Source organism: Paracoccus sp. (in: a-proteobacteria) (assembly GCF_030536915.1).
Lineage (GTDB): Bacteria > Pseudomonadota > Alphaproteobacteria > Rhodobacterales > Rhodobacteraceae > Paracoccus.
Map to the genome: position 1 here is coordinate 1 of NZ_JAUNPC010000049.1, position 20,158 is coordinate 20,158.

Annotated in this window: 20 protein-coding genes, 1 tRNA gene and 2 pseudogenes; 12 read left to right on the forward strand and 11 right to left on the reverse strand. The window is 71.0% G+C overall.

Features of this window, described 5'->3' with window-relative positions:
- Window positions 1–393, reverse strand: a pseudogene (locus Q4F04_RS09610) (bifunctional folylpolyglutamate synthase/dihydrofolate synthase); the annotation flags it as partial.
- Window positions 394–396: 3 nt separating this feature from the next.
- Window positions 397–1,371 (reverse strand): acetyl-CoA carboxylase, carboxyltransferase subunit beta, encoded by a 975-nt coding sequence (accD, locus tag Q4F04_RS09615; protein WP_303369613.1) that lies wholly within the window; start codon window positions 1,369–1,371, stop codon window positions 397–399.
- A 90-nt stretch (window positions 1,372–1,461) separates the two neighbouring features.
- Here accD and cls point away from each other — a divergent pair, with 90 nt between their 5' ends.
- From cls to Q4F04_RS09650, 7 genes are all read left to right on the forward strand, one after another.
- Window positions 1,462–2,889: a cardiolipin synthase gene (cls, locus tag Q4F04_RS09620; RefSeq protein ID WP_303369614.1), complete on the forward strand. Its 1,428-nt coding sequence runs from the start codon at window positions 1,462–1,464 to the stop codon at window positions 2,887–2,889.
- A 12-nt stretch (window positions 2,890–2,901) separates the two neighbouring features.
- The gene (locus tag Q4F04_RS09625) at window positions 2,902–3,246 is read left to right on the forward strand and encodes a 4a-hydroxytetrahydrobiopterin dehydratase (RefSeq protein ID WP_303369615.1); all 345 of its coding nucleotides are present in this window, start codon (window positions 2,902–2,904) and stop codon (window positions 3,244–3,246) included.
- Between the two features lie 9 nt (window positions 3,247–3,255).
- Complete coding sequence (locus Q4F04_RS09630) at window positions 3,256–3,933, forward strand: AzlC family ABC transporter permease (RefSeq protein ID WP_303369616.1); 678 nt, start codon at window positions 3,256–3,258, stop codon at window positions 3,931–3,933.
- On the forward strand, window positions 3,930–4,244 hold the full coding sequence (locus Q4F04_RS09635) for an AzlD domain-containing protein (protein WP_303369617.1): 315 nt from the start codon (window positions 3,930–3,932) through the stop codon (window positions 4,242–4,244). Before Q4F04_RS09630 ends, Q4F04_RS09635 begins: the two co-directional genes overlap by 4 nt.
- A gap of 68 nt (window positions 4,245–4,312) precedes the next feature.
- Entirely contained in the window at window positions 4,313–6,046 is a 1,734-nt protein-coding gene (gene ilvD, locus Q4F04_RS09640; protein ID WP_303369632.1) for a dihydroxy-acid dehydratase, read from the forward strand.
- An 11-nt stretch (window positions 6,047–6,057) separates the two neighbouring features.
- Window positions 6,058–6,843 carry a DUF6478 family protein gene (locus Q4F04_RS09645; RefSeq protein WP_303369618.1) on the forward strand — a complete coding sequence of 262 codons (786 nt, stop codon included), beginning with the start codon at window positions 6,058–6,060 and terminating at the stop codon, window positions 6,841–6,843.
- 8 nt (window positions 6,844–6,851) lie between these two features.
- Window positions 6,852–7,235: a hypothetical protein gene (locus Q4F04_RS09650; protein WP_303369619.1), complete on the forward strand. Its 384-nt coding sequence runs from the start codon at window positions 6,852–6,854 to the stop codon at window positions 7,233–7,235.
- Window positions 7,236–7,239: 4 nt separating this feature from the next.
- Here Q4F04_RS09650 and Q4F04_RS09655 read toward each other — a convergent pair whose 3' ends face one another.
- Together Q4F04_RS09655 and Q4F04_RS09660 are read right to left on the reverse strand one after the other, a co-directional pair.
- Window positions 7,240–7,947 (reverse strand): GNAT family N-acetyltransferase, encoded by a 708-nt coding sequence (locus Q4F04_RS09655; protein ID WP_303369620.1) that lies wholly within the window; start codon window positions 7,945–7,947, stop codon window positions 7,240–7,242.
- On the reverse strand, window positions 7,944–8,684 hold the full coding sequence (locus Q4F04_RS09660; RefSeq protein ID WP_303369621.1) for a molybdopterin-binding protein: 741 nt from the start codon (window positions 8,682–8,684) through the stop codon (window positions 7,944–7,946). The genes Q4F04_RS09655 and Q4F04_RS09660 overlap by 4 nt, the downstream gene beginning before the upstream one ends.
- Window positions 8,685–8,785: 101 nt before the next feature.
- On the opposite strand from Q4F04_RS09660, the gene map reads away from it, so the two are divergent.
- On the forward strand, window positions 8,786–9,586 hold the full coding sequence (map, locus tag Q4F04_RS09665; RefSeq protein ID WP_303369622.1) for a type I methionyl aminopeptidase: 801 nt from the start codon (window positions 8,786–8,788) through the stop codon (window positions 9,584–9,586).
- Here the strand turns inward: map and Q4F04_RS09670 are convergent.
- The 6 genes from Q4F04_RS09670 to tsaD all read right to left on the reverse strand — a co-directional run bounded on the left by Q4F04_RS09670 (window position 9,583) and on the right by tsaD (window position 14,569).
- Entirely contained in the window at window positions 9,583–11,403 is a 1,821-nt protein-coding gene (locus Q4F04_RS09670; protein ID WP_303369623.1) for an ABC transporter transmembrane domain-containing protein, read from the reverse strand. The genes map and Q4F04_RS09670 overlap by 4 nt on opposite strands.
- Window positions 11,404–11,490: 87 nt before the next feature.
- Window positions 11,491–11,883: a DUF1761 domain-containing protein gene (locus Q4F04_RS09675; RefSeq protein ID WP_303369624.1), complete on the reverse strand. Its 393-nt coding sequence runs from the start codon at window positions 11,881–11,883 to the stop codon at window positions 11,491–11,493.
- A gap of 4 nt (window positions 11,884–11,887) precedes the next feature.
- Window positions 11,888–12,307 carry an EVE domain-containing protein gene (locus tag Q4F04_RS09680; protein WP_303369625.1) on the reverse strand — a complete coding sequence of 140 codons (420 nt, stop codon included), beginning with the start codon at window positions 12,305–12,307 and terminating at the stop codon, window positions 11,888–11,890.
- The gene (locus Q4F04_RS09685) at window positions 12,304–12,579 is read right to left on the reverse strand and encodes a YciI family protein (protein ID WP_303369626.1); all 276 of its coding nucleotides are present in this window, start codon (window positions 12,577–12,579) and stop codon (window positions 12,304–12,306) included. The genes Q4F04_RS09680 and Q4F04_RS09685 overlap by 4 nt, the downstream gene beginning before the upstream one ends.
- Window positions 12,576–13,508, reverse strand: coding sequence for an NAD(P)H-dependent glycerol-3-phosphate dehydrogenase (locus tag Q4F04_RS09690; RefSeq protein WP_303369627.1), 933 nt, complete (start codon window positions 13,506–13,508; stop codon window positions 12,576–12,578). Before Q4F04_RS09690 ends, Q4F04_RS09685 begins: the two co-directional genes overlap by 4 nt.
- Window positions 13,505–14,569 (reverse strand): tRNA (adenosine(37)-N6)-threonylcarbamoyltransferase complex transferase subunit TsaD, encoded by a 1,065-nt coding sequence (gene tsaD, locus Q4F04_RS09695; protein ID WP_303369628.1) that lies wholly within the window; start codon window positions 14,567–14,569, stop codon window positions 13,505–13,507. Before tsaD ends, Q4F04_RS09690 begins: the two co-directional genes overlap by 4 nt.
- A 61-nt stretch (window positions 14,570–14,630) precedes the next feature.
- On the opposite strand from tsaD, the gene Q4F04_RS09700 reads away from it, so the two are divergent.
- From Q4F04_RS09700 to Q4F04_RS09715, 4 genes are all read left to right on the forward strand, one after another.
- Entirely contained in the window at window positions 14,631–15,329 is a 699-nt protein-coding gene (locus Q4F04_RS09700; RefSeq protein WP_303369629.1) for a uroporphyrinogen-III synthase, read from the forward strand.
- A 121-nt stretch (window positions 15,330–15,450) separates the two neighbouring features.
- Window positions 15,451–17,451, forward strand: a complete 2,001-nt coding sequence (locus Q4F04_RS09705; protein ID WP_303369630.1) for a COG4223 family protein — start codon at window positions 15,451–15,453, stop codon at window positions 17,449–17,451.
- 11 nt (window positions 17,452–17,462) lie between these two features.
- Entirely contained in the window at window positions 17,463–19,211 is a 1,749-nt protein-coding gene (locus Q4F04_RS09710; protein WP_303369631.1) for a heme biosynthesis protein HemY, read from the forward strand.
- A 44-nt stretch (window positions 19,212–19,255) separates the two neighbouring features.
- A tRNA-Thr gene (locus tag Q4F04_RS09715) sits at window positions 19,256–19,331 on the forward strand.
- 305 nt (window positions 19,332–19,636) lie between these two features.
- Here Q4F04_RS09715 and Q4F04_RS09720 read toward each other — a convergent pair.
- A pseudogene (locus tag Q4F04_RS09720) lies at window positions 19,637–20,158 on the reverse strand (class I SAM-dependent DNA methyltransferase); the annotation flags it as partial.

Here is a 20,158-nt window from a genome sequence, read left to right on the forward strand (position 1 = left end):
CACCCGCGAGAAGGCCAGGAAACCCGCCGCCGTCGTCACCTCGAAGAAGGTGATGGGGCGGCCCGCGTTCACCCGCTCGACCTCGGCCAGCGTGTCGGCCAGCATCTCGTCACCGATGAGTTCGCCGGCCAGCCTGATCCGTTCGTTGAAGAAGGCCAGATGCGGCGAGGTATAGGCATGGACCCGCAGCCCCGCCGCTTCCAGTCCCGCCCGGATGAAGGCCTGGGTCGAACCCTTGCCGTTCGTTCCCGCGACATGGATCACCGGGGGGATGCGGTCCTGCGGGTCGCCGAGGTCCGACAGCAGTTGCCGTATCCGGTCCAGCGACAGGTCGATGACCTTGGGATGCAGCCCCGTCAACCGCTGCAGGATGGCGTCGGTCGCGGCGCTCATGTCTCAGTCCCGCGCGGCGGCGGCCGGTTCCGGGCCAGCGATCACCTCGGCCGGTTCGGGTTCCGGCGGGGTGTCGGGCAGGGCCGAGGGCAGGACGCCCGGCGGCGGCAGGTCGGCCACTACGGGCGCGGATTGCCCGGTCAGCATCCGCATGATCGAGATCAGTTCCTCGCGCAGCTTCTTGCGGTGGGTCACGCGGTCCAGCATCCCGTGTTCCAGCAGGTATTCGGCGCGCTGGAAGCCCTCGGGCAGCTTTTCGCGGATGGTCTGCTCGATCACGCGGGGACCGGCGAAGCAGATGAGCGCATTGGGTTCCGCGATCTGGATGTCGCCCAGCATGGCGTAGCTGGCGGTCACGCCCCCGGTCGTCGGATGGGTCAGCACGACGATATAGGGCAGCCGCGCTTCCTTCAGCATCTGCACGGCGACGGTGGTGCGGGGCATCTGCATCAGGGACAGGATACCTTCCTGCATCCGTGCCCCCCCCGAGGCGGAAAACAGAATGAGGGGCCGTTTCAGTTCGACGGCGCGTTTCGCCGCGGTGATGATGGCGTTTCCGACATACATGCCCATCGATCCGGCCATGAAATCGAAGTTCTGCGCCGCGGCCACGATGGGGGTGCGGCCCATCTCGCCCTCGGCCACCAGCATGGCGTCCTTTTCGCCCGAGGACTTCTGCGCGGCCTTCAGCCGCTCGGGATATTTCTTCTGGTCCTTGAAGCCCAAGGGGTCGATCACCGGCTCGGGCACCTTCACCTCGGAAAAGATGCCGCCGTCGAACAGCGCGGTGAAGCGGGCGCGCGGGCTGACGGGCAGGTGATGGTCGCAGTTGGTGCAGACGTTCAGGTTGTCGGCCAGTTCGCGGTGAAACAGCATGGTCCCGCATTCGGGGCACTTGGTCCACAGGTTCTCGGGCACCTCCCGCCGGGAAAACAGCGAGTTGATGCGCGGGCGGACATAGTTGGTGATCCAGTTCATGGCGGTCCCTGCGAAATCCCGGCGTCGCGCCGGAATAGGCCGGGGCGGGCGCTATTGCAATCGCGGGCTGGCTCGGCATGGTGCCGGACCATGTGGGCGGACGTGCCGATCATGCTTCATGCCGTGGCGGCGCTGGCCGTATCGGCAAGGGTGCTGATGCGCCCGCGGCTTGAGCCTCCGGTCAGGCTGGCCTGGCTGCTGGTGATCGTCGTCCTGCCGCTGGCGGGCATCCTCGGCTACCTGCTGTTCGGAGAGATCCGGCTGCGGCGCGGCTATCTGCAGACGCGGCGGCATGTGCGCGACCGGCTCGGCGGGCACTGGCGGCGGGGCAGGCACGACCTGGCCGGCGCCCTGCCCGACCATGCCGAGCCGGTGATCCGCTGCGCCCATGCGGTGGGGGGCTTTCCGGCGGTCGCGGGCAACGATCTGCATCTTCTGCCCGAGGACGACAGCGCGCTGGACGCCATCGCGGCCGAAATCGACGCGGCCCGCGACCATGTGCATCTGCTGTTCTACATCTGGCTGCCCGACCGTTCCGGGGGCCGCATCGCCGATGCCGCCATCCGCGCGGCCGAACGCGGCGTGACGGTGCGGGTGATCGTCGATGCGGTGGGCTCGCGCCTGCTGGTGCGGTCGGCCCATTGGGAACGGATGCGGGCGGCGGGCGTGGAATGCCACGCGGCCTATCCGGTGGTCTATCCCTTGCTGCAGGTGCTGTTCCAGCGGATCGACCTGAGGAACCACCGCAAGATCGTGGTGGTGGACAACGCCGTCGCCTTCACCGGCAGCCGCAACTGCGCCGACATGGCCTTCGCCATCAAGCCGCGCTTCGCCCCCTGGATCGACATCCTCGTGCGGATCGAGGGGCCGGTCGTGCGCCAGATGCAGACCGCCTTCCTGGCCGACTGGATGAGCTACACCGGGCAGGATCTGGGCCACATGCTGGACGTCGCGCCCCCGTCCCAAGGCCGCGCCATCGCGCAGGTCATCGCGACCGGCCCCGACCGCCGGCAGGCGTCGATGTCGGACACGATCACGACCCTGATCCACAGCGCGCGCCACCACCTGACGATCACCACGCCCTATTACGTTCCCCAGGCGCCGCTGGATTCCGCCATCCGCACCGTTGCCCGGCGCGGCGTCCGCGTCACGCTGATCCTGCCCGAGCGGAACGATTCGCTGTTCGTGAACGCCACCAGCGAGGGGCTGTGGTATGCCCTGCTGTCGGCGGGGGTCGAGATGCGGCTGTTCCAGCCCGGCCTGATCCATTCCAAGATCATCACCGTGGACGGGCGGATGGCGATGCTGGGCAGCGCCAACCTCGACCGCCGCAGCTTCGAGCTGAACTACGAGCTGAACCTTGTGGTCGTGGACGAGGCCCTGACCGCCGAACTGGACGAGCGCCAGCGCAGCTATGTGGCGCGCGCCCGCCCCCTGACGCTGGCCGAGGTGCGGCGCTGGCCCTGGTGGCGCAGGCTTCGCAACAACATCCTGGCGCTGGCCGCGCCGCTGCTGTGAAAGGACCAAGGCATGACCGACGCATCCGATCTGGCCGCCCGCCATTGCGTGCCCTGCGAAGGCGGGACGCCCCCGATGGGGCGGGCCGAGGCCGAGGCGGCGCTTGCCGCGCTGGAGGGCTGGACCCTGTCGCCCGACGCCACCGCCATTACCCGGCGATGGCAGTTCAAGGGCTTCGCCCGCGCCGCGCAGATGGCCAACCTGGCGGCCTGGCTGGCCGAGCGGCAGGGGCATCATCCCGACATCCGCTTCGGCTGGGGCTATTGCGAGGTGAGCTTCACCACCCACGCGGCGGGCGGGCTGACCGAAAACGACCTGATCTGCGCGGCAAAGCTGAACGCGATCCTCGCGCTGTAGCCTCCGCCCATGAGCCAGCTTCCCGACAGCTTCCGCGCCGGCCTGCGCGCGGCCATGCCCATCGCCATCGGCTACCTGCCCGCGGCCTTCGCCTTCGGCGCGGCGGCAACCGGCATCGGGATGGGTGTGGCCGAGGTCGGCGCCATGTCGGCCATCGTCTTTTCCGGCGCGAACCAGGCCTTCCTGCTGGCCGCGATCCCGGCCGGGATGCCGGTCGTCATGATGATCCTGCTGACCGGCGCCGCCAGCCTGCGGCACCTGCTTTACGGCCTTGTCCTGCGCCCCCGCATCCAAGCGGGCCGGGGCGAACGCGCGGTCTTCGCCTTGGGCCTGACCGACGAGGTCTTCGCTACCGCGCTGGCCGCGACCGGCAATGGCTGGCGGCCGGGCGGGCGCTGGCTGATCGCGCTGGCCCTGACGGCATGGGCCGCCTGGGCGGGCGGCAGCCTGATCGGCGCGGCGGCGGGCGACGCCCTGCGGCGGATGAGCGAATCGGCCGCCGCCGCGATGGGCTTTGCCCTGCCTGCGCTGTTCATCGGCCTGATGCTCGGCGCTGTCCGGCGCGAGGTCGCGGTGCCGGTGGCGCTGGCCGCCGCCATCGCCGCGCTGGCAGTGCTGACCGGGCATGACAGGCTGGCGATTCCCGGCGGCGCGCTCGCCTGCCTGTCCGCGCGGTGGTTCCGGTGACTGCCGCGCTGTGGGTGGCCTTTGCCGTGATCGGGGGCGTGACCTATCTGACCCGCGCCCTGCCCCTGCTGCGCGACCACCCCGGCAAGGGCGCCAAGCCGCCCCCTGCATGGCTCGACGCGCTGGGCCCCTGCATCCTTGCCGCCATCGCGGTCGCCGTGCTGCTGCCCGAGGCGCGGGGTGCGCTGGCGCAGGGCAGCCTGCGCCCCTTCCTGCTGGGCGCGGCGGCGGCGGGCGCGGCCATGCTGTGGCGCCGCGATGCCGGGCTTGCAACACTCGCTGGGGTTGCGGCTTACTGGCTGGCTCTGTGAGCGCCCTTGCCCTTGCCCGCCCTGCCGCGCCCGACTATCCCATCCCCAAGCCAGAGGGGACCAGCCAGATGCACAACACGCGCTTCGACAAGTCGAAACTGCCCAGCCGTCACGTGACCGAGGGGCCGGCGCGTGCCGCGCATCGCAGCTATCTCTATGCGATGGGGCTGTCCGAAGAAGAAATCCACCAACCCCTCGTCGGCGTCGCCACCTGCTGGAACGAGGCCGCCCCCTGCAACATCGCGCTGAACCGTCAGGCGCAGGTGGTGAAGATGGGCGTCAAGAAGGGCGGCGGCACGCCCCGCGAGTTCACCACCATCACCGTGACCGACGGCATCGCCATGGGGCACGAGGGAATGCGCTCGTCGCTGGCGTCCCGCGATGCCATCGCCGACACGGTGGAACTGACCATGCGCGGGCATTGCTATGACGCGATCGTGGGGCTTGCGGGCTGCGACAAGTCGCTGCCGGGGATGATGATGGCGATGGTGCGGCTGAACGTGCCCTCGGTCTTCATCTACGGCGGCTCGATCCTGCCCGGCCGCTATCAGGGCCGCGACATCACCGTGCAGGACATGTTCGAGGCGGCGGGCAAGCACGCGGCGGGCCTGATCTCGGACGCGGAACTGGACATCATGGAACGGGTGGCCTGCCCGTCCTCGGGCGCCTGCGGGGCGCAATACACGGCCAACACCATGGCCTGCGTCAGCGAGGCGATCGGGCTGGCGCTGCTGAACTCCTCGGGCGCGCCCGCGCCTTACGAATCCCGCGACCAGTTCTGCGACGCCTCGGGCGTGGCGGTGATGAACCTGATCGAGAAGAACATCCGCGCCCGCGACATCGTCACCCGCAAGTCGCTGGAGAACGCGGCCCGTGTCGTCGCCTGCACCGGCGGGTCCACCAACGGGGGCCTGCACCTGCCCGCCATCGCGCATGAGGCGGGGATCGACTTCGACCTGTTCGACGTCTGCGACATCTTCCACGACACGCCCTATTTCGTGAACCTGCGTCCGGGCGGCGAATATGTGGCGAAAGACCTCTACGAGGTCGGCGGCATTCCGGTGGTGATGAAGGAACTGGCCAAGGTGGGCCTGCTGCATCTGGACTGCATCACCGCCTCGGGCCGCACCCTGGGCGAGGAACTGGACGAGATCCGGGGCGAACCCGATGGCAAGGTCATCCACCCCGTCGCCACGCCGCTGACCAAGACCGGCGGGGTCGTGGGCCTCAAGGGCAACCTCGCCCCCGACGGGGCCATCGTGAAGGTCGCGGGGATGTCCGAGGCCGAGCAGGTCTTCACCGGCCCCGCCCGCGTCTTCGAATGCGAAGAGGACGCTTTTGCCGCAGTCCAGGCCCGCACCTACAAGGAAGGCGAGGTCATCGTGATCCGCAACGAAGGCCCCGCGGGCGGCCCCGGAATGCGCGAGATGCTGGCCACCACCGCCGCCCTGTCGGGCCAGGGCATGGGCAAGAAGGTGGCCCTGATCACCGACGGCCGCTTTTCCGGCGCCACGCGCGGCTTCTGCGTCGGCCATGTCGGCCCCGAGGCCGCCCATGGCGGGCCGATCGCGCTGGTCAGGAACGGCGACATCATCACCCTGAACGCCATCGACGGCACGATCTCGGTGGACCTTTCGGACGAGGAACTCGCCCGCCGCAAGGCCGAATGGCAAGGCCCGCGCAAGACCGACTATGCCTCGGGCGCGCTGTGGAAATACGCCAGGCTGGTGGGCTCGGCCCGTTATGGCGCGATCACGCATCCGGGGGCGCAGGCGGAAACCCACATCTACATGGACCAGTAAGGGGGCGGATCGTGGCATTCCGTCCGCGCAGGTGGCTGGCAGACGCCGTGCGCGCCCGCGCGGCCACGCATTGGACGGCGATCGCCGCCAGCACCGACAGCATGTCGAACGGCCGGTTGCGCGCGATCCAGACCGATGCAATGGGCCTGCGGGCCAGCCTCGACCGCTTCCTGTCCCGCGCCCAGATCCGGCTTGAGGGTCTGGGCCGGGCCGTGGACGTGCTGAACCTGCCGCCCGGCACCGATTGGCGATGGCGGCCCTCCTTCCTGTCCGACCGGATCACGCCTGCGGGTATCGCCGCGCCCGCAAACGGCCAGCACCTGGGCGACGAGGCCGCCGTCTGGCACGATTGTCCGTCGCAGGCGCTGATCCTGCGCCAGATGCCCAACCGCAACGCCGCCGACCTGTCGCCCTATGGCCTGCAACTGGAAACGCTAGGCTTCGGCGGCAGCTATCTTTCGGTTGCGATCAACCTGCCGCCGGACAGTCTCGACAGCCTCACCCGGTCCCACATCATCCGCCTTGACGCCACCCTCAGCGTCGAGCGGCCGATGAGCATCTATGCGCGGCTGAACATCGGCCATGGTCCCAATACGGACGAACTGCTGCGCCACCTGGGCGACCTCGTGCCCGGCGACGTGCTGACACGCGCCATCGAATTCGACCTGCATTACCTTGAGATCAACGAAAAACGGCTGGAACGCATGTGGCTCGACCTGATTTTTGAGACGCCTCAGATGAACTCGGTCCGCATCCGCGACCTGTTCTTCTCGCGCCACCTGCGCGCCGACATGTAGAGGTTCAGATGATCGGCAATTTCGCCTCGCTGGGATTGACGGGCGGCGTCTGGGAAGGGGCGCTGCGGCTTGACGAGGCGCCCGCCCGCGTCGCCCTGACGCTGAACGGCCGCACCGTCGGGCTGGCCGAGGTCGAGCCCGAGGGCGAGGGGTTGTGGCGCATCCGCGCAAAGCTTCCGGCCGAGACGCTGGCCGGGGGCGTCCAGACCTACATGCTGATCGCCGACGACGGCGAGGGGGTCGAGGGGCCGCGCCCCGGCGCCCTGCGGCTGGGGCACCTGCCGCTGCTGGCGGGCGAGGGGCTGGACGGCGACCTGCGGGCCGAGATCGACCTGCTGCGGGCCGAACTTGACCTGCTCAAGCGCGAATTCCGGCGCTTTGCCGCGGACTGAGGCCTTAGCCGCGCCGCCAGTATGCGTAGCCGCCGGTCTCGGTGAAGCCCATCCGGTGATACAGCCGCAGCGCGGGCGCGTTCGCCCGCGTCACCGCCAGCGCTAGGTCACGGGCGCCCTGCCCTTGAGCAAAGCGCGCCGCGCGCCGGACCATCCAGGCGCCCAGGTCCCTGCCCCGCCATTCCGGCAGCACCGCCATGGCGTGCAGCATGGCGACAGGCCCATGCACCGCGACAAAGGCGATCCCCGCCGCGCGGTCCTGCGTCCGTCCGAGAATGGCGGTCTTCGGTCCCTGCGCGCGGCCGATGATCGCCTGCCGTTCGGGGCCGATGCCGGTCTGCGCCCACAGGTCGCGCTGGATGGCCAGCGGCGGCCAGCACTCCATCGCCGTGACGGACGGAATCGGCGGCTCGGCCAAGTGGGCGACGGAGGCCGACAGGATTGCCGTCGGATCGGACTCGCGGTATCCGCGCCCCGCCAGTGCCTCGGCCAGCGCCCTGTCGCCCACCGCAAACAGCGGCGGCTGGCCCCAGGCGTGATGCCGGGCCTCGGCAGCCTCGATGTCGTCGCCCGTCCATGCGGCTACGGCCCTCGCCGCGCTGACGCGGCCACCGCCGCCTTCGCCCCGCGCGACCAGGAACCCGCCCTCGCGCGCATATTCGGCGGCGGGCCAGGTGGCCGTCCATGAAGCCTCGAACCCGGGCGGGATCACAGCCCCAGCCGCCGGATCAGGGCACCCCTGGCCTGCGCGACCTCGTCGGCGTCAAGGCCCCGGATCACGAGGTTGGTGCCGAAGCGGTCCTCTTCGCGAAAGGGATAGCTGCCCAGCGACAGCCGGGGATGCGCGGCGGCGATCTCGCGCAGCCCGTCGGCGACCTCGGATTCGGGCCGCTCGACTCGGATGGAATCCGAGACCACCGGCCGCCCCCGCGTCAGCCGGGGCAGCAGCGCATCGACCATGCTGCGGAAGACCGAAGGGACGCCCGCCATGACGTGCAGCCCGCCGATGGAAAAGCCGGGGGCGGCCGATTCGGCGTTCTCGATCAGGGTCGCGCCGACGGGGATGCGGGCCATCCGCAACCGGCTTTCAGTGATCGCGGTGCCAAGCCGCGCCCAGCGTTCCTCCATCATCCGCCGCGCCTCGGCGTTGATTTCCAGGGGCGCGCCATAGGCGTCGGCCACGGCATCGGCAGTGATGTCGTCATGGGTCGGGCCGATCCCGCCCGAACTGAACACCATGTTCCAGGCGCCGCCAAGATGCCGATCCAGCGCCCGCAGCGCCGCCACGATCGCCTGATGATCGTCGGCCACCACCCGGATTTCCCGCAGGTCGATCCCGACCGAGGTCAGCACCCCGGCAAGGTGATGGGCGTTCAGGTCGCGGGTGCGGCCAGACAGGATCTCGTCCCCGATCAGCAGGATCGCGGCGGTGGGATTTTCGGATTGCATCGGCATGCCTCGCTGTTCGGGCGCCATAATGCCCGCGCGCGGGACTGGAACAAGTGGGACCCGAGGGCTATCTGCGTGAGGGAAGTGAAAGGACCTGCCCGATGAACGATGCCCGCGTGACCCCCGAAGGAATCCGCATCCATGCCCGCGAGGATTTCGCCGGGATGCATGCGGCCGGCCGGCTGACCGCGCAGATCCTCGACGAGGTGGGCGAACTGGTCGTGCCAGGCGCCACCACGGGCGAGATCGACGCCTTCATCGAGCGCCGGGTCGGGGAACTGGGCGCGACCAGCGCCACCATCGGCTATCGCGGCTACCAGCACGCAAGCTGCATCAGCGTGAACCATGTCGTCTGCCACGGCATCCCGGGCGAGAAGCGGCTGGCCGACGGCGACATCCTGAACATCGACGTGACCGTGATCCTGGACGGCTGGTTCGGCGATTCCAGCCGGATGTATGTCGCGGGGACACCTTCTGTTAAGGCGAAGCGGCTGATCCAGGTGACGCATGACGCGTTGATGAAGGGGATCGAGGCCGTGCGCCCCGGCAACACCTTCGGGGACATCGGCGCGGCGATCCAGACCCATGCCGAAGGCCAGCGGATGTCCGTGGTGCGCGATTTCTGCGGCCATGGCGTGGGCCGCACCTTCCACGCGCCGCCGAACGTCCTGCATTTCGGCCGCCCCGGCAAGGGGCCGATGCTGGAGGAAGGGATGTTCTTCACCATCGAGCCGATGATCAACCTCGGCCGCGCCGAGACCAAGGTGCTGGCCGACGACTGGACCGCCGTCACCCGCGACAAGTCGCTGTCGGCGCAGTTCGAGCACGCGGTGGGCGTGACGGCGGACGGCTGCGAGATCTTCACCCTCTCGCCCGCGGGCAGGTTCTTCCCGGCGATCTAGCCCGCGGCGACCCGCGGCACCGACGCGACCGGCGTCGCCGCAGGCCCGTCGGTGAACTGCAGCCGCGCCAGCCGGGCGTAAAGCCCGCCCTGCGCCACCAGTTCCTCATGCGTGCCCTGCTGGACGATGCGGCCCCCGTCCATCACCACGATGCGGTCGGCCTTCTTTACGGTCGCCAGCCGGTGCGCCACGATGATCGTCGTGCGCCCCCGCGCCACCGCGTCAATGGCGTCCTGCACCAGCCGCTCGGATTGGGCGTCGAGCGCGCTGGTCGCCTCGTCCAGCAGCAGGATCGGGGCGTCGCGCAGGATGGCGCGGGCGATGGCGATGCGCTGCTTCTGGCCGCCCGACAGCATGACGCCGCGCTCGCCCACCTGGGTGTCGTAGCCTTCGGGCAGCGACATCAGGAAATCGTGGGCATTGGCGGCGCGGGCCGCGGCCTCGATCTGCGCGTCACTGGCGCCGGACTGGCCGAAGCGGATGTTTTCCCGCGCGCTGGTGGCGAAGATCACCGGGTCCTGCGGGACCAGCGCGATGGCCTGCCGGAAATCGGCGCGGACCATGTCGCGCAGGTCGATGCCGTCGATGCAGACACGGCCCCGGTCGGGGTCCCAGAAGCGCTGGATCAGTTGCACCACCGTCGTCTTGCCCGCGCCCGAGGGGCCGACCAGCGCCACCGTCTCGCCCGGACGGATCGCCAGCGTGATGTCATCCAGCGCCGAGATGTCGGGGCGGGTCGGATAGCGGAAGCTGACATTGGCAAAGTCGATGCGGCCCTTCACGGGCCGGGGCAGCGGCACCGGCTGTGCAGGATCGCGCAGCGTGTCCTCGGTCGCCAGCAGGTCGCCCAGCCGCTCGGTCGCGCCGGCGGCGCGCTGCAGCTCGCCCCAGATTTCGGACAGCGCGCCCAGCGAACCGGCGACAAGCACGGCGTAGATGACGAACTGCACCAGTTCGCCCACGGTCATGGCGCCCGCGTTCACGTCGCGCGCGCCCACCCACAGAACGCCGACGACGCCCGCGAAGATCAGGAAGATCACCACCGCCGTCATCAGCGCCCGGATGCGGATGCGCCGCGCGGCCGAGGCAAAGGCGCTTTCGGTGACGCCCGCGAAGGCGGCGCGCGCGGGTTCCTCGGCGGTGAAGGCCTGCACGGTCTGCGCGGCCAGCAGGGTTTCAGAGGCGGTGCCCGAGGAACTGGCGATCCAGTCCTGGTTCTCGCGCGACAAGGCCCTCAGGCGGCGGCCCAGCAGGATGATGGGCAGGATCACGACCGGCACCATCAGGAACAGAAGGCCGGTCAGCTTGGGCGAGGTCACAAGCAGCATCGCCAGCCCGCCGATCACCACCACCGTCTGCCGCAGCGCCAGAGAGACCGAGCTTGAGATCACCGACAGGATCAGGGTCGTGTCGGTGGTGATGCGGCTGATGATCTCGCCGGTCATCACCCGCTCGTAGAAGGCGGGGGAAAGGCCGATCACCCGCTCGAAGACCGCGCGGCGGATGTCGGCCACGACCCGCTCGCCCAGCCGCGTGACCAGCGCGTAGCGCAGCGCCGTGCCAAGGGCCAGCGCCGCCGCGATGATCAGGGCCGCGACGAAATATTCGTCAAGCAATTGCGAGTTCTCAGAGAATCCGTCCACGACGCGGCGGACAGCGACCGGCAGGATCAGGCTGACCGCCGCCGTGGCCAGCAGCGCGACGGCAGCCGAGGCCATCATCGCCCGGTAAGGGCGCAGGAATGGCCACAGCGCCCGCAGCGCCCCGATGCGGCGGGTGGTCGGGCGGTCAATGGCGGCTTTCGGGGCTCTGGCCAAGGCTTTCTCCGGCGCTGGGTCCGGGAAGGTGTAGGCATTCGGCCGCGCTGGGGCAACCCGCAGGGCTGCGGCATCCTGCCCGGCGCTTCAGACCCCGCCCATGACCGCGCCGACCACGGCGCAGGCGATCACCGCATAGCCCATGTCGATCAGCGTCATCACCATCGGCCGGGGCGAATAGGTATTTGTGATGAAGAACCACGGCGCCACGATGGCCGCCCCGATCCCCGCGCCCCAGCCGAGGCCCGCCACGATCCCGTCGATCCCGGCGCGCACGAACAGGATGCGGATCATCGCGGCGATGGCGACCAACGCCACGCCCGCCAGCAGGTAGGGCGTGACCGACCGCGACAAAGGATGGCCGATGTTCTGCACCTGCAGCCCCGAGGCATTGCTGTAGACCCGGTCGTTCAGCCGGTACCAGATCGCCCCGATCACCCAGGCGAGGATGGCCGCGGCTATGACGATCATCAGTTCCATGCGCTCACCCCCTTGCGCCCGCAAGCGCCAGCACCGCGTCCCATTCGGCGTCCGTCACCGGCTGCACCGACAGGCGCGAGTTCCTGACCAGCACCATGTCGGCAAAGCGCGGATCGGCCTTGATCTCGGCCAGCGTCACGGGACGGGGCAGAGGCTCGACCGCGCGGACATCCACGCATTCCCATTTCGGATCGTCGGCGGTGGAGTCGGGATGCGCCTCGGCGATCACCTCGACGATGCCGACCACGGCCTTGCCTTCGTTCGAATGGTAGAAGAAGCCCCGGTCGCCCAGCTTCATCTGCCGCATGAGATTGCGGGCCTGATGGCTGCGGACGCCGTCCCATTCCTCGCCCGCCTCACCCTTTGCGGCAAGGTCGTCCCATGAAAACACCTCCGGCTCGGACTTGAAGAGCCAGCGGTTCATCCGATGACCTTGCGCCACTCGCTGACCTCGACCGCGTCGAAGACATCCGCCGCCGCATAGGGGTCTTCGGCCGCCCAGGCCCTTGCCGCGTCAAGGTCGTCCGCCTCGACGATCAGCAGCGAGCCGCAGGGATTGCCGTCCTGCAGGAACGGCCCCGCCAACTGCACCCTGCCCGAGCCGTTCAGCCAGGCCAGATGCGCCTCGCGCGTGGTCATGCGGGTGTCCAGGCGGCCGGGCTTGTCCCGGCAGATCACGGCGAAAAGCGGCATCATTCCTCCTTGAGCGGGCGCGCGAGCAGAAGCTCCACCGCCTGTTTAACGCCCACGCGGCCCCCGGCAAGCCCGGCGATGAGGGCGGATACCGGCATCTCGATACCGTCGCGGGCGGCAATGGTGGCGACGGCCCGGGCGGTCGCGGCGCCTTCGACGGTGACATGGGGATCGAAGGTTTCGGCCCGGCCCAGCGACAGGCCATAGCGGAAGTTGCGCGACTGTTCCGAGGTCGCGGTCAGGATCAGGTCGCCCAGGCCCGAAAGTCCGGTCAGGGTCTCGGGGTCGCCGCCCTTTGCGGCGGCGAAGCGGGTCATCTCGGCAAAGCCGCGGGTGACGATGGCGGCGCGGGCGGAATCGCCAAGCCCCGCGCCGATGGCGACCCCCGCCGCGATGGCGATCACGTTCTTCAGCGCGCCGCCCAGTTCCGCCCCGGTCACGTCGGTCGTGCGGTAAAGCCGCAGGACGGGGGTGGACAGCGCATGCTGCAGCCCGTGGCCCGCCCCCGAGTCGGCGCAGGCAAGCGTCAGGGCGGTCGGCAGCCCCCGGGCGATGTCGGCGGCGAAGCTGGGACCGGTCAGGACGGCCACGGTCGCCTTCGGGCAGGCCTCGGCCAGCATCCGCGCGGGCGAGCGGCCGGTGGCAAGATCGATCCCCTTGGCGCAACTGACCAGCGCCCGGCCGTCCAGCCGCGCGGCGTGGTCGGACAGGAAGGCGCCGGTGGCCTGCGCGGGAATGGCGACCAGCAGGATGTCCGCGTCGGGCAGGGTCTCGGTCACGGTCACGCCCTCGGACAGCGTGACGCCCGGCAGCAGCGGGTTTTCCCCCTGCCAGCCGATCCGGCGGCCCCAAAGCGTCACCGGCCCATTGGCCGAAAGCGCCACCGCCAGCGCGGTGCCGAACGCCCCTGCGCCCAGGACGGCCACGCTCATGCCTTGGCCCCGCGCTTGCCCGCGCCCAGCATCGGCGCGGCGCTTTCGTCCAGCGGCCAGCGCGGGCGGGCGGAAAGGTCCATGCCGTCGCGATGGCCAAGGCGGAACCGCTCGATCCCCGCCCAGGCGATCATCGCGGCATTGTCGGTGCAAAGCGCCAGTGGCGGCGCAAGGAAGCGGACGCCCGCCTCATCCGCCACGCGTTCCAGCGCGGCCCGGATGGTCCTGTTGGCCGCGACCCCTCCGGCCACGGCGACCACAGGCACATCGGCCTGCGCCAGCGCCCGGCGGGTCTTTTCGGCCAGCACCTCGGCCATGGCAGCTTGGAACGAGGCGCAGATGTCGGCGCGCAGGTCTTCCCGCAGCCCCCCTTCCGCCGCCACCGCCTGGTCGCGGACCCGCAGCACGGCGGTCTTGAGGCCGGAAAAGCTCATGTCGCAACCGGGCCGGTCCAGCAGCGGGCGCGGCAGCGGGATGGCGGCAGGGTCGCCCTTGGTGGCCTCGGCCTCGACCGCAGGCCCGCCGGGCTGGGCAAGCCCCAGCAGCTTCGCCACCTTGTCGAAGGCTTCGCCCGGCGCGTCGTCGATGGTGCCGCCGAGGCGCGTGAACGCCTCGGGGCCCGAGACGCGCAGGAACTGGCAATGCCCGCCCGACACCAGCAGCATCAGATAGGGAAAGCCGATCCCGTCGGTCAGCCGGGGCGTCAGCGCGTGACCGGCAAGGTGGTTGACGCCCACCAGCGGCAGCCCGGTGCCGGCGGACAGCCCCTTGGCCAGCATCACCCCGGCCATGACGCCGCCGATCAGCCCCGGTCCCGCCGTCACCGCAATTGCGTCGAGGTCGCGCAGGGTGACGCCCGCCTGTTCCAGCGCCGCCTCGACACAGAGGTCCAACCGCTCGGCATGCGCGCGGGCGGCGATCTCGGGGACCACGCCGCCGAAGGCCGCGTGCAGCGCCGCCTGGCCGGACACGACCGAGGACAGCACCTCGCGCGCCCCCGTAACTACGGCGGCGGCGGTGTCGTCGCAACTGCTCTCGATGCCGAGGACGGTGAGGGTCATGGTTGAAATCGCGGGGCTGCTGCGGCTTATCGGGGGTTAGCACCCGTCCCGAGGAAACACCATGCAAGAGCCCGCACCCGTGGTGCTGATCACCCGCCCTGAAGCCGCCGCCCGCCGCTTTGCCGCGCAGATCGAGGCGCTGGACCTGCGGCATGTCATCGCGCCCCTGCTGCGGATCGTCGGGGTGCCACATGACACGTCGGCGGTGCGGGACGCGAAAGGATTGGTCTTCACCTCGGAAAACGGCGTCCGCTTTGCCGGGCCGGGGAGGGGCCGCCCCGCGTGGTGCGTGGGCCCGCGCACGGCGGAACAGGCGCGCAAGGCCGGCTACGACGTGCGCGAGGGTCCGGGCGACGCAGCCCGGCTGATTCCGCTGATCGGCGATCTCGGCCCCGGCTGGCTGCACCCGCATGGCGCCCATGTCGCGGCCCGCCTGCCGGTGCCGGGGATGGTGGTCTACGACCAGTTGCCGCTGCCGCCTTCGCCCGAGGCGCTGGCGCTGCTGCAGGGTGCGGCGACGGTGATCCTGCCGCTGTTCTCGCCCCGCAGCGCGCGGCTTGCGGCCGAGGCGGCGCGGGCGTCGCCGGGCGCGCCCCTGCGGATCGTGCCGATCAGCGCGGCGGCCGAGGCCGCGTGGCGCGCGGCATGGCCCGAAGGCCCGGTCCGGTGCGCCGTCGCGGACCAGCCCGATGCCGAGGGCATCCTGCGGGCGATCAGGGCGGTGACGGATACGGAACGCGAGCCCTTCAGCGCGGGTTGAGCGCGCTGACGCCGCCGTCTAGGGTTGGCGCCACCGCGCCCGCCGTGGCGCGTCCTCTACCTGGGTTTTCGACCGAACCGGCGGGCGCCTGTCCCCCGGAACTGCAAGGGATCGCCGCCACATGACCGACCGCCCCGACGACGCCACACCGACCGGCCGCCGCGCGCCTGCCGCCCCCGGCTCGGCCGTGCCCTCGCGCGAGGCGCCGGCGCCATCGGCCGGCGCGGCCGAACAGCCCGCCGCGCCGCCGATCGATTCGACGCTGGTCGGCAAAGGCGGCGACCGCCCCGCGATGACGCCCCGGACAGCCGGGGAACGCCCGGTTTCCGGCGGAACCGACAAGGGCAATGGATCGTCGGGCGACCGGGCCTCAGCTTTGGTGGGGCAGGAGGCGGCGCAGGCCGGCATCACTGGCGGCGAGGACACCGGCCCGTCCCCGAAAAGCGGCGCAGCGGCGGGAACATCGGCCTCGGGCATCCCGGCGGTGGCGCGGGGGGACAAGGGGCGCGGGCAGGATGCCCCTGCCCCTGCCCCGGCAGCCCGCCCCGCCGAGCCGCCCGCGCCCGCGCCCGTGCAGCGCCGGGGCGGTTTCGCGCCCCTGTTCCTTGGCGGCGTGGTCGCAGCGGCCTTGGGCGCGGGCGCGGCCTATTGGGCGGTGCCGCGCCTGCCCCCCGCCTGGCAGCCCTCGGCCCCTGCGCCCGCTACGGACACGGCCGCCCTGTCCGACGCCGCCGCCGAGGCCGCCCGCGCCGAAATCGAACGGCAGGCGGGCATTGTCGAATCGCGCGCCATCGAGGCCGCGCGGCAGGCCGCCGCCGGTGCCGCCACGCAGGCGGCGGGCGCCAGCCTGACCGAACAGGGCGAGACGCTGATCGAACAGGCCCGGCAGGCGGGGGCGGATGCCGCCGCCCAGCTTCTGGCCGAAGCGCCGGCGGGCCCCGGTCCCGACCCCTCGCTGCAGACGACGCTGGCCGCGCAGGCCCGCCAGCTTGCCGCGCTGGACCAAGCCTTGGCCGAACTGCGCGACGCGACCGGCCAGACGGTCGACCTATCCCCCGTGCAGCAGGGGATCGAGGCGCAGGCCGCCCGCATCGACGCGCTGGAACAGGCGCTGTCGGCGCAGCCCGCGGGCGATCCGGGCGCGCTTGATTCGGCGCTGCAGGCGCAGGCGGGCCGGATCGAGGCGCTGGAACAGGCGACGGCCGGGCTGCGGGACGCTCCGCCCGTCGATCTCGGCCCCATCCGGGCGCAGCTTGACGAACTGGCGCAGCGCCCGGTCGTGGACACCGAGGCCGTCGAGCGGCTGAACACCCTTGCGGCGGATGTGGTGGCCGCGACCCAGCGCATCGGCACCGTCGCCGAAGAGGCCGAAGCCCGCCTGGCCGAGGTGGAATCCCGCGCCGCCACGCTGGCGGACACGGCCGACGCGGCCGCGCGCCGCGCGCAGGCCGCCGCCGCCGCCGCCGCCATCGGCGAGGCGCTGCAGACCGGCGCCCCGCGCGATGCCGCCCTGGGCCAGCTTGCGGAAGCGGGCGTCACCCCGCCGCCCGCCCTGACGGCCGAGGTGCCGACGCTGGACGAACTCGTGGCAGGCTTCCCGCCTGCGGCGCGGGCCGCGCTGCGCGACGCGCTGCAGGCGGAAACCGTGCAGGGACAGGGCAGCTTCCTCGGGAACTTCCTGCGCGCCCAGACGGGCGCCCGTTCCGTCGCGCCGCGCGAAGGCGACGACGCCGACGCCGTGCTGTCCCGCGCCGGGGCCGCGGTCGAGCGCGGCGACGTCCAAGGGGCGCTGGCCGAGCTTGCCGCCCTGCCCGAGCCTGCGCGCCCCGCCATGGCGGAATGGACCGCCCAAGCGCAGGCCTATGCCGACGCGCATTCCGCCGTCGAGGCGCTGGTCGCGCCCGAGCCTGCCGCACCCGCCGCAGGCCAGGAGGAGGCATCCGCCCCGCCGGAACCCGTCCAAGACGAACCCGCAGCCGAGCCTGCCGGCGCAGAGGCGCCCGCGCAGGCCGAAGCCGCGCCGGACCTGCGGCCGACGCCGCCGGTCATCACCACAACCGTTCCCCTGGGCCAGCCCGCCCCGCCGCCGGCTGACGCCGGTGCCGCAGCCCCGTCCAACTGAGGTTCCCGCCGATGCTTCTCACGCTTCTGAAGGTCACGTTCTTCTTCGCCGTCGTGCTGGCGGCGGCGCTGGGGGCGATGTACCTGGCCGAACATGGCGCGCCCTTGCTGATCCAGTTCAACGGGGTCGAATACACGCTGGGCCCGGTGCAGGCGGCGATCGCGGCGGTGCTGCTGCTGTTCTTCGCCTGGCTGGCCGTCCAGATCCTGCGGCTGGTCTGGGCCTTGCTGCGCTTCCTGATGGGCGACCGCACCGCCATCGACCGCTATTTCGACCGCGCGCGCGAGCGCAAGGGCTACAAGGCGCTGGCCGAGGGGATGCTGGCCGTGGCCTCGGGCGAGGGCCGCGCCGCGCAGGACCATGCGGTCCGCGCCGCGAAATACCTCGACCAGCCGCATCTGACGAACCTGCTGGCCGCGCAGGCGGCCGAAACCGCCGGAGACGCCGCGCAGGCTGAATCTGTCTATCGCACCATGCTTGCCGACAACCGCACCCGCTTTGTCGGCGTCCGCGGGCTGATGCAGCAGCGGTTGGCCATGGGCGACACGGCAACCGCGCTGCGGCTTGCGGAAAAAGCCTATGCGATCAAGCCCGGCCATGCGGACGTGCAGGACACCCTGCTGGGCCTGCAGACACGGGCGCATGACTGGAAGGGCGCGCGGGCCACGCTGAAGGACAAGCGCCGGCAGGGCGCGCTGCCCAAGGACGTGGCGATCCGCCGCGACGCGGTGCTGGCGCTGCAGGAGGCCTCCGAGGTGCTGGCGCATGGCAATTCCATCAGCGCGCGCGAGGCCGCGATCAGCGCCAACAAGGCCTCGCCCGACCTGGTGCCGGCCGCCGTGCTGGCCGCCCGCAGCTACCTGGCGCAGAAGGACACCCGCAGCGCCAGCCGCCTGCTGCAGAAGGCCTGGGGCGCGCAGCCGCATCCCTCGCTGGCCGCGGCCTATGCCGAGATCGTCCCCGACGAGACCCCCGCCCAGCGGATGCGGCGGTTCGAGGACCTGATCCGCCAGAACCCCGACCACCAGGAATCGCGCCTTCTGCAAGCGGAACTGGCACTGGCGGCCGAGGACTTCCCTGCTGCCCGCCGCGCCCTGGGCGATCTGGCCGAAACCCATCCGACCGTCCGTTCCATCGCCATCATGGCGGCGGTGGAACGCGGCTCGGGCGCGGATGACAGCGTGGTGCGGGGTTGGCTTGCGCGGGCGATGAACGCAAGCCGCGGCCCGCAGTGGGTCTGCGACAACTGCCACAACATCATGGCCGAATGGTCGCCGGTCTGCGACAGCTGCCACGGTTTCGACACGCTGACCTGGCGTGAGCCGCCGGTCGCGGCGCAGATGGTCACGGCCGGCAACGGCGTCGAGATGCTGCCGCTGATCGTCGGCCGCCCCAGCCACGCGCCCGAGGCCGATCAGGCCGCCGAGGTCACGCCTCTGCCCGCACCCCGCCCCGCCCCGTCCCGTCCGGCCCCGCGCCCCGTGGCCCCCGGCATGGTGGAACGGGAATCGGACTACGCCCCCTCGGTCACCGTGACGCACCGCCAGGCGCCGCCTGCCCCTGATCCGGCCCCCGTGACGCCCCAGCCGCCTGCCGCAGCCCCGGCAATGCCCGAGCCTTCCGTCGCCGAACCGGCCGCGCCGTCCGAGCCGGAACCGCCCACGACGGTCACGGTCGAGGTGATCGACGCCCCCTCGGGCGAGCCGCCGGTGCGCCCGGACGTCGAGCCCTTGGCGGAAGACAAGCGGGAATCACGCTGACCCCCCTTTTCCTGCCCGAGGATAGGTGGTAGTCCGCGCCCCACGCCGCAGTAGCTCAGCTGGTAGAGCACGTCATTCGTAATGATGGGGTCGGGGGTTCGAGTCCCTTCTGCGGCACCAGATAAAGCCTAAAAAGCGCCGGTTTTCAGCAAGTTGTCTGGACCGGCGCTTTCTTTATCCATCTTTCGACGGCTGCTTGACGGCAGCGATGCGTCATTCTTGGTGTCCTCTTCATGCGGAAACCGGGGTGTCCGGCGCGCGGCCCGTGCAGCCAAGGCTGTTTCCTGAACTGCAGATGCGTGCAGGGGGCTGGGCCGCCGGTCAGCGCGCCGGACACCCCGGTTTCCGCACGGCCCCCCGCGCTCCTTGAGTTCATGTGCACCCCTGTTCCTGCCATGGCTCGCAGCCCCGACAGGCGTTGCAGATCAGGTTTTATCAGGATTCCGGGCTGCAACGCGGGTCTGGTTCAGGGCGAACAGGCGGGCCAGGATCTCGTCGTCGGTCAGCGCGCCCGCCCGCCAGTCGTCGCCCCAGCCGTAGGCCCCGGCCACAGCCTCATCCAGCGCCTTGTGGGCATGGTCGAGCCAGGCGGGGCGGGCGTTGTAGAGGTTGGTTAGGGTGCGTTTCCTCAACTCCCGTTCGGCCTTGTCATCCACGGCCAGGAGGCGGTCGGGATAGCCGGGGACCACCTCGGGGACGCGGCGCACCAGGTCGGGCGGGTTGAGCCAGCTTTCCCGCAGCTCGTTCAGCCGGGCTGCGGCGGCGGCGATGGCCTGCGCGCGCGGATCGACAGCGTAATCGGCGGCGGGAATGTCGGGGGTCAGGCCGTCCGGGAAGGGGAAGGTTTCGAAGGTGGTGGAGGGGGTGTAGCGGGGCCGGTCCTCAAGCGACGTGCCCATCCGCAGCGACCAGAGTTCGTGAAAGCGCGAGTGCAGGATGCCGAAGGT

Excerpts from the sequence above, each read along its gene's own strand:
- accD (WP_303369613.1), bottom strand. The coding sequence starts at position 1,371 with ATGAACTGGATCACCAACTATGTCCGCCCGCGCATCAACTCGCTGTTT.
- cls (WP_303369614.1), top strand. The coding sequence starts at position 1,462 with ATGTGGGCGGACGTGCCGATCATGCTTCATGCCGTGGCGGCGCTGGCC.
- Q4F04_RS09625 (WP_303369615.1), top strand. The coding sequence starts at position 2,902 with ATGACCGACGCATCCGATCTGGCCGCCCGCCATTGCGTGCCCTGCGAA.
- Q4F04_RS09630 (WP_303369616.1), top strand. The coding sequence starts at position 3,256 with ATGAGCCAGCTTCCCGACAGCTTCCGCGCCGGCCTGCGCGCGGCCATG.
- ilvD (WP_303369632.1), top strand. The coding sequence starts at position 4,313 with ATGCACAACACGCGCTTCGACAAGTCGAAACTGCCCAGCCGTCACGTG.
- Q4F04_RS09650 (WP_303369619.1), top strand. The coding sequence starts at position 6,852 with ATGATCGGCAATTTCGCCTCGCTGGGATTGACGGGCGGCGTCTGGGAA.
- Q4F04_RS09660 (WP_303369621.1), bottom strand. The coding sequence starts at position 8,684 with ATGCAATCCGAAAATCCCACCGCCGCGATCCTGCTGATCGGGGACGAG.
- map (WP_303369622.1), top strand. The coding sequence starts at position 8,786 with ATGAACGATGCCCGCGTGACCCCCGAAGGAATCCGCATCCATGCCCGC.
- Q4F04_RS09675 (WP_303369624.1), bottom strand. The coding sequence starts at position 11,883 with ATGGAACTGATGATCGTCATAGCCGCGGCCATCCTCGCCTGGGTGATC.
- Q4F04_RS09680 (WP_303369625.1), bottom strand. The coding sequence starts at position 12,307 with ATGAACCGCTGGCTCTTCAAGTCCGAGCCGGAGGTGTTTTCATGGGAC.
- Q4F04_RS09685 (WP_303369626.1), bottom strand. The coding sequence starts at position 12,579 with ATGATGCCGCTTTTCGCCGTGATCTGCCGGGACAAGCCCGGCCGCCTG.
- Q4F04_RS09690 (WP_303369627.1), bottom strand. The coding sequence starts at position 13,508 with ATGAGCGTGGCCGTCCTGGGCGCAGGGGCGTTCGGCACCGCGCTGGCG.
- tsaD (WP_303369628.1), bottom strand. The coding sequence starts at position 14,569 with ATGACCCTCACCGTCCTCGGCATCGAGAGCAGTTGCGACGACACCGCC.
- Q4F04_RS09700 (WP_303369629.1), top strand. The coding sequence starts at position 14,631 with ATGCAAGAGCCCGCACCCGTGGTGCTGATCACCCGCCCTGAAGCCGCC.
- Q4F04_RS09705 (WP_303369630.1), top strand. The coding sequence starts at position 15,451 with ATGACCGACCGCCCCGACGACGCCACACCGACCGGCCGCCGCGCGCCT.
- Q4F04_RS09710 (WP_303369631.1), top strand. The coding sequence starts at position 17,463 with ATGCTTCTCACGCTTCTGAAGGTCACGTTCTTCTTCGCCGTCGTGCTG.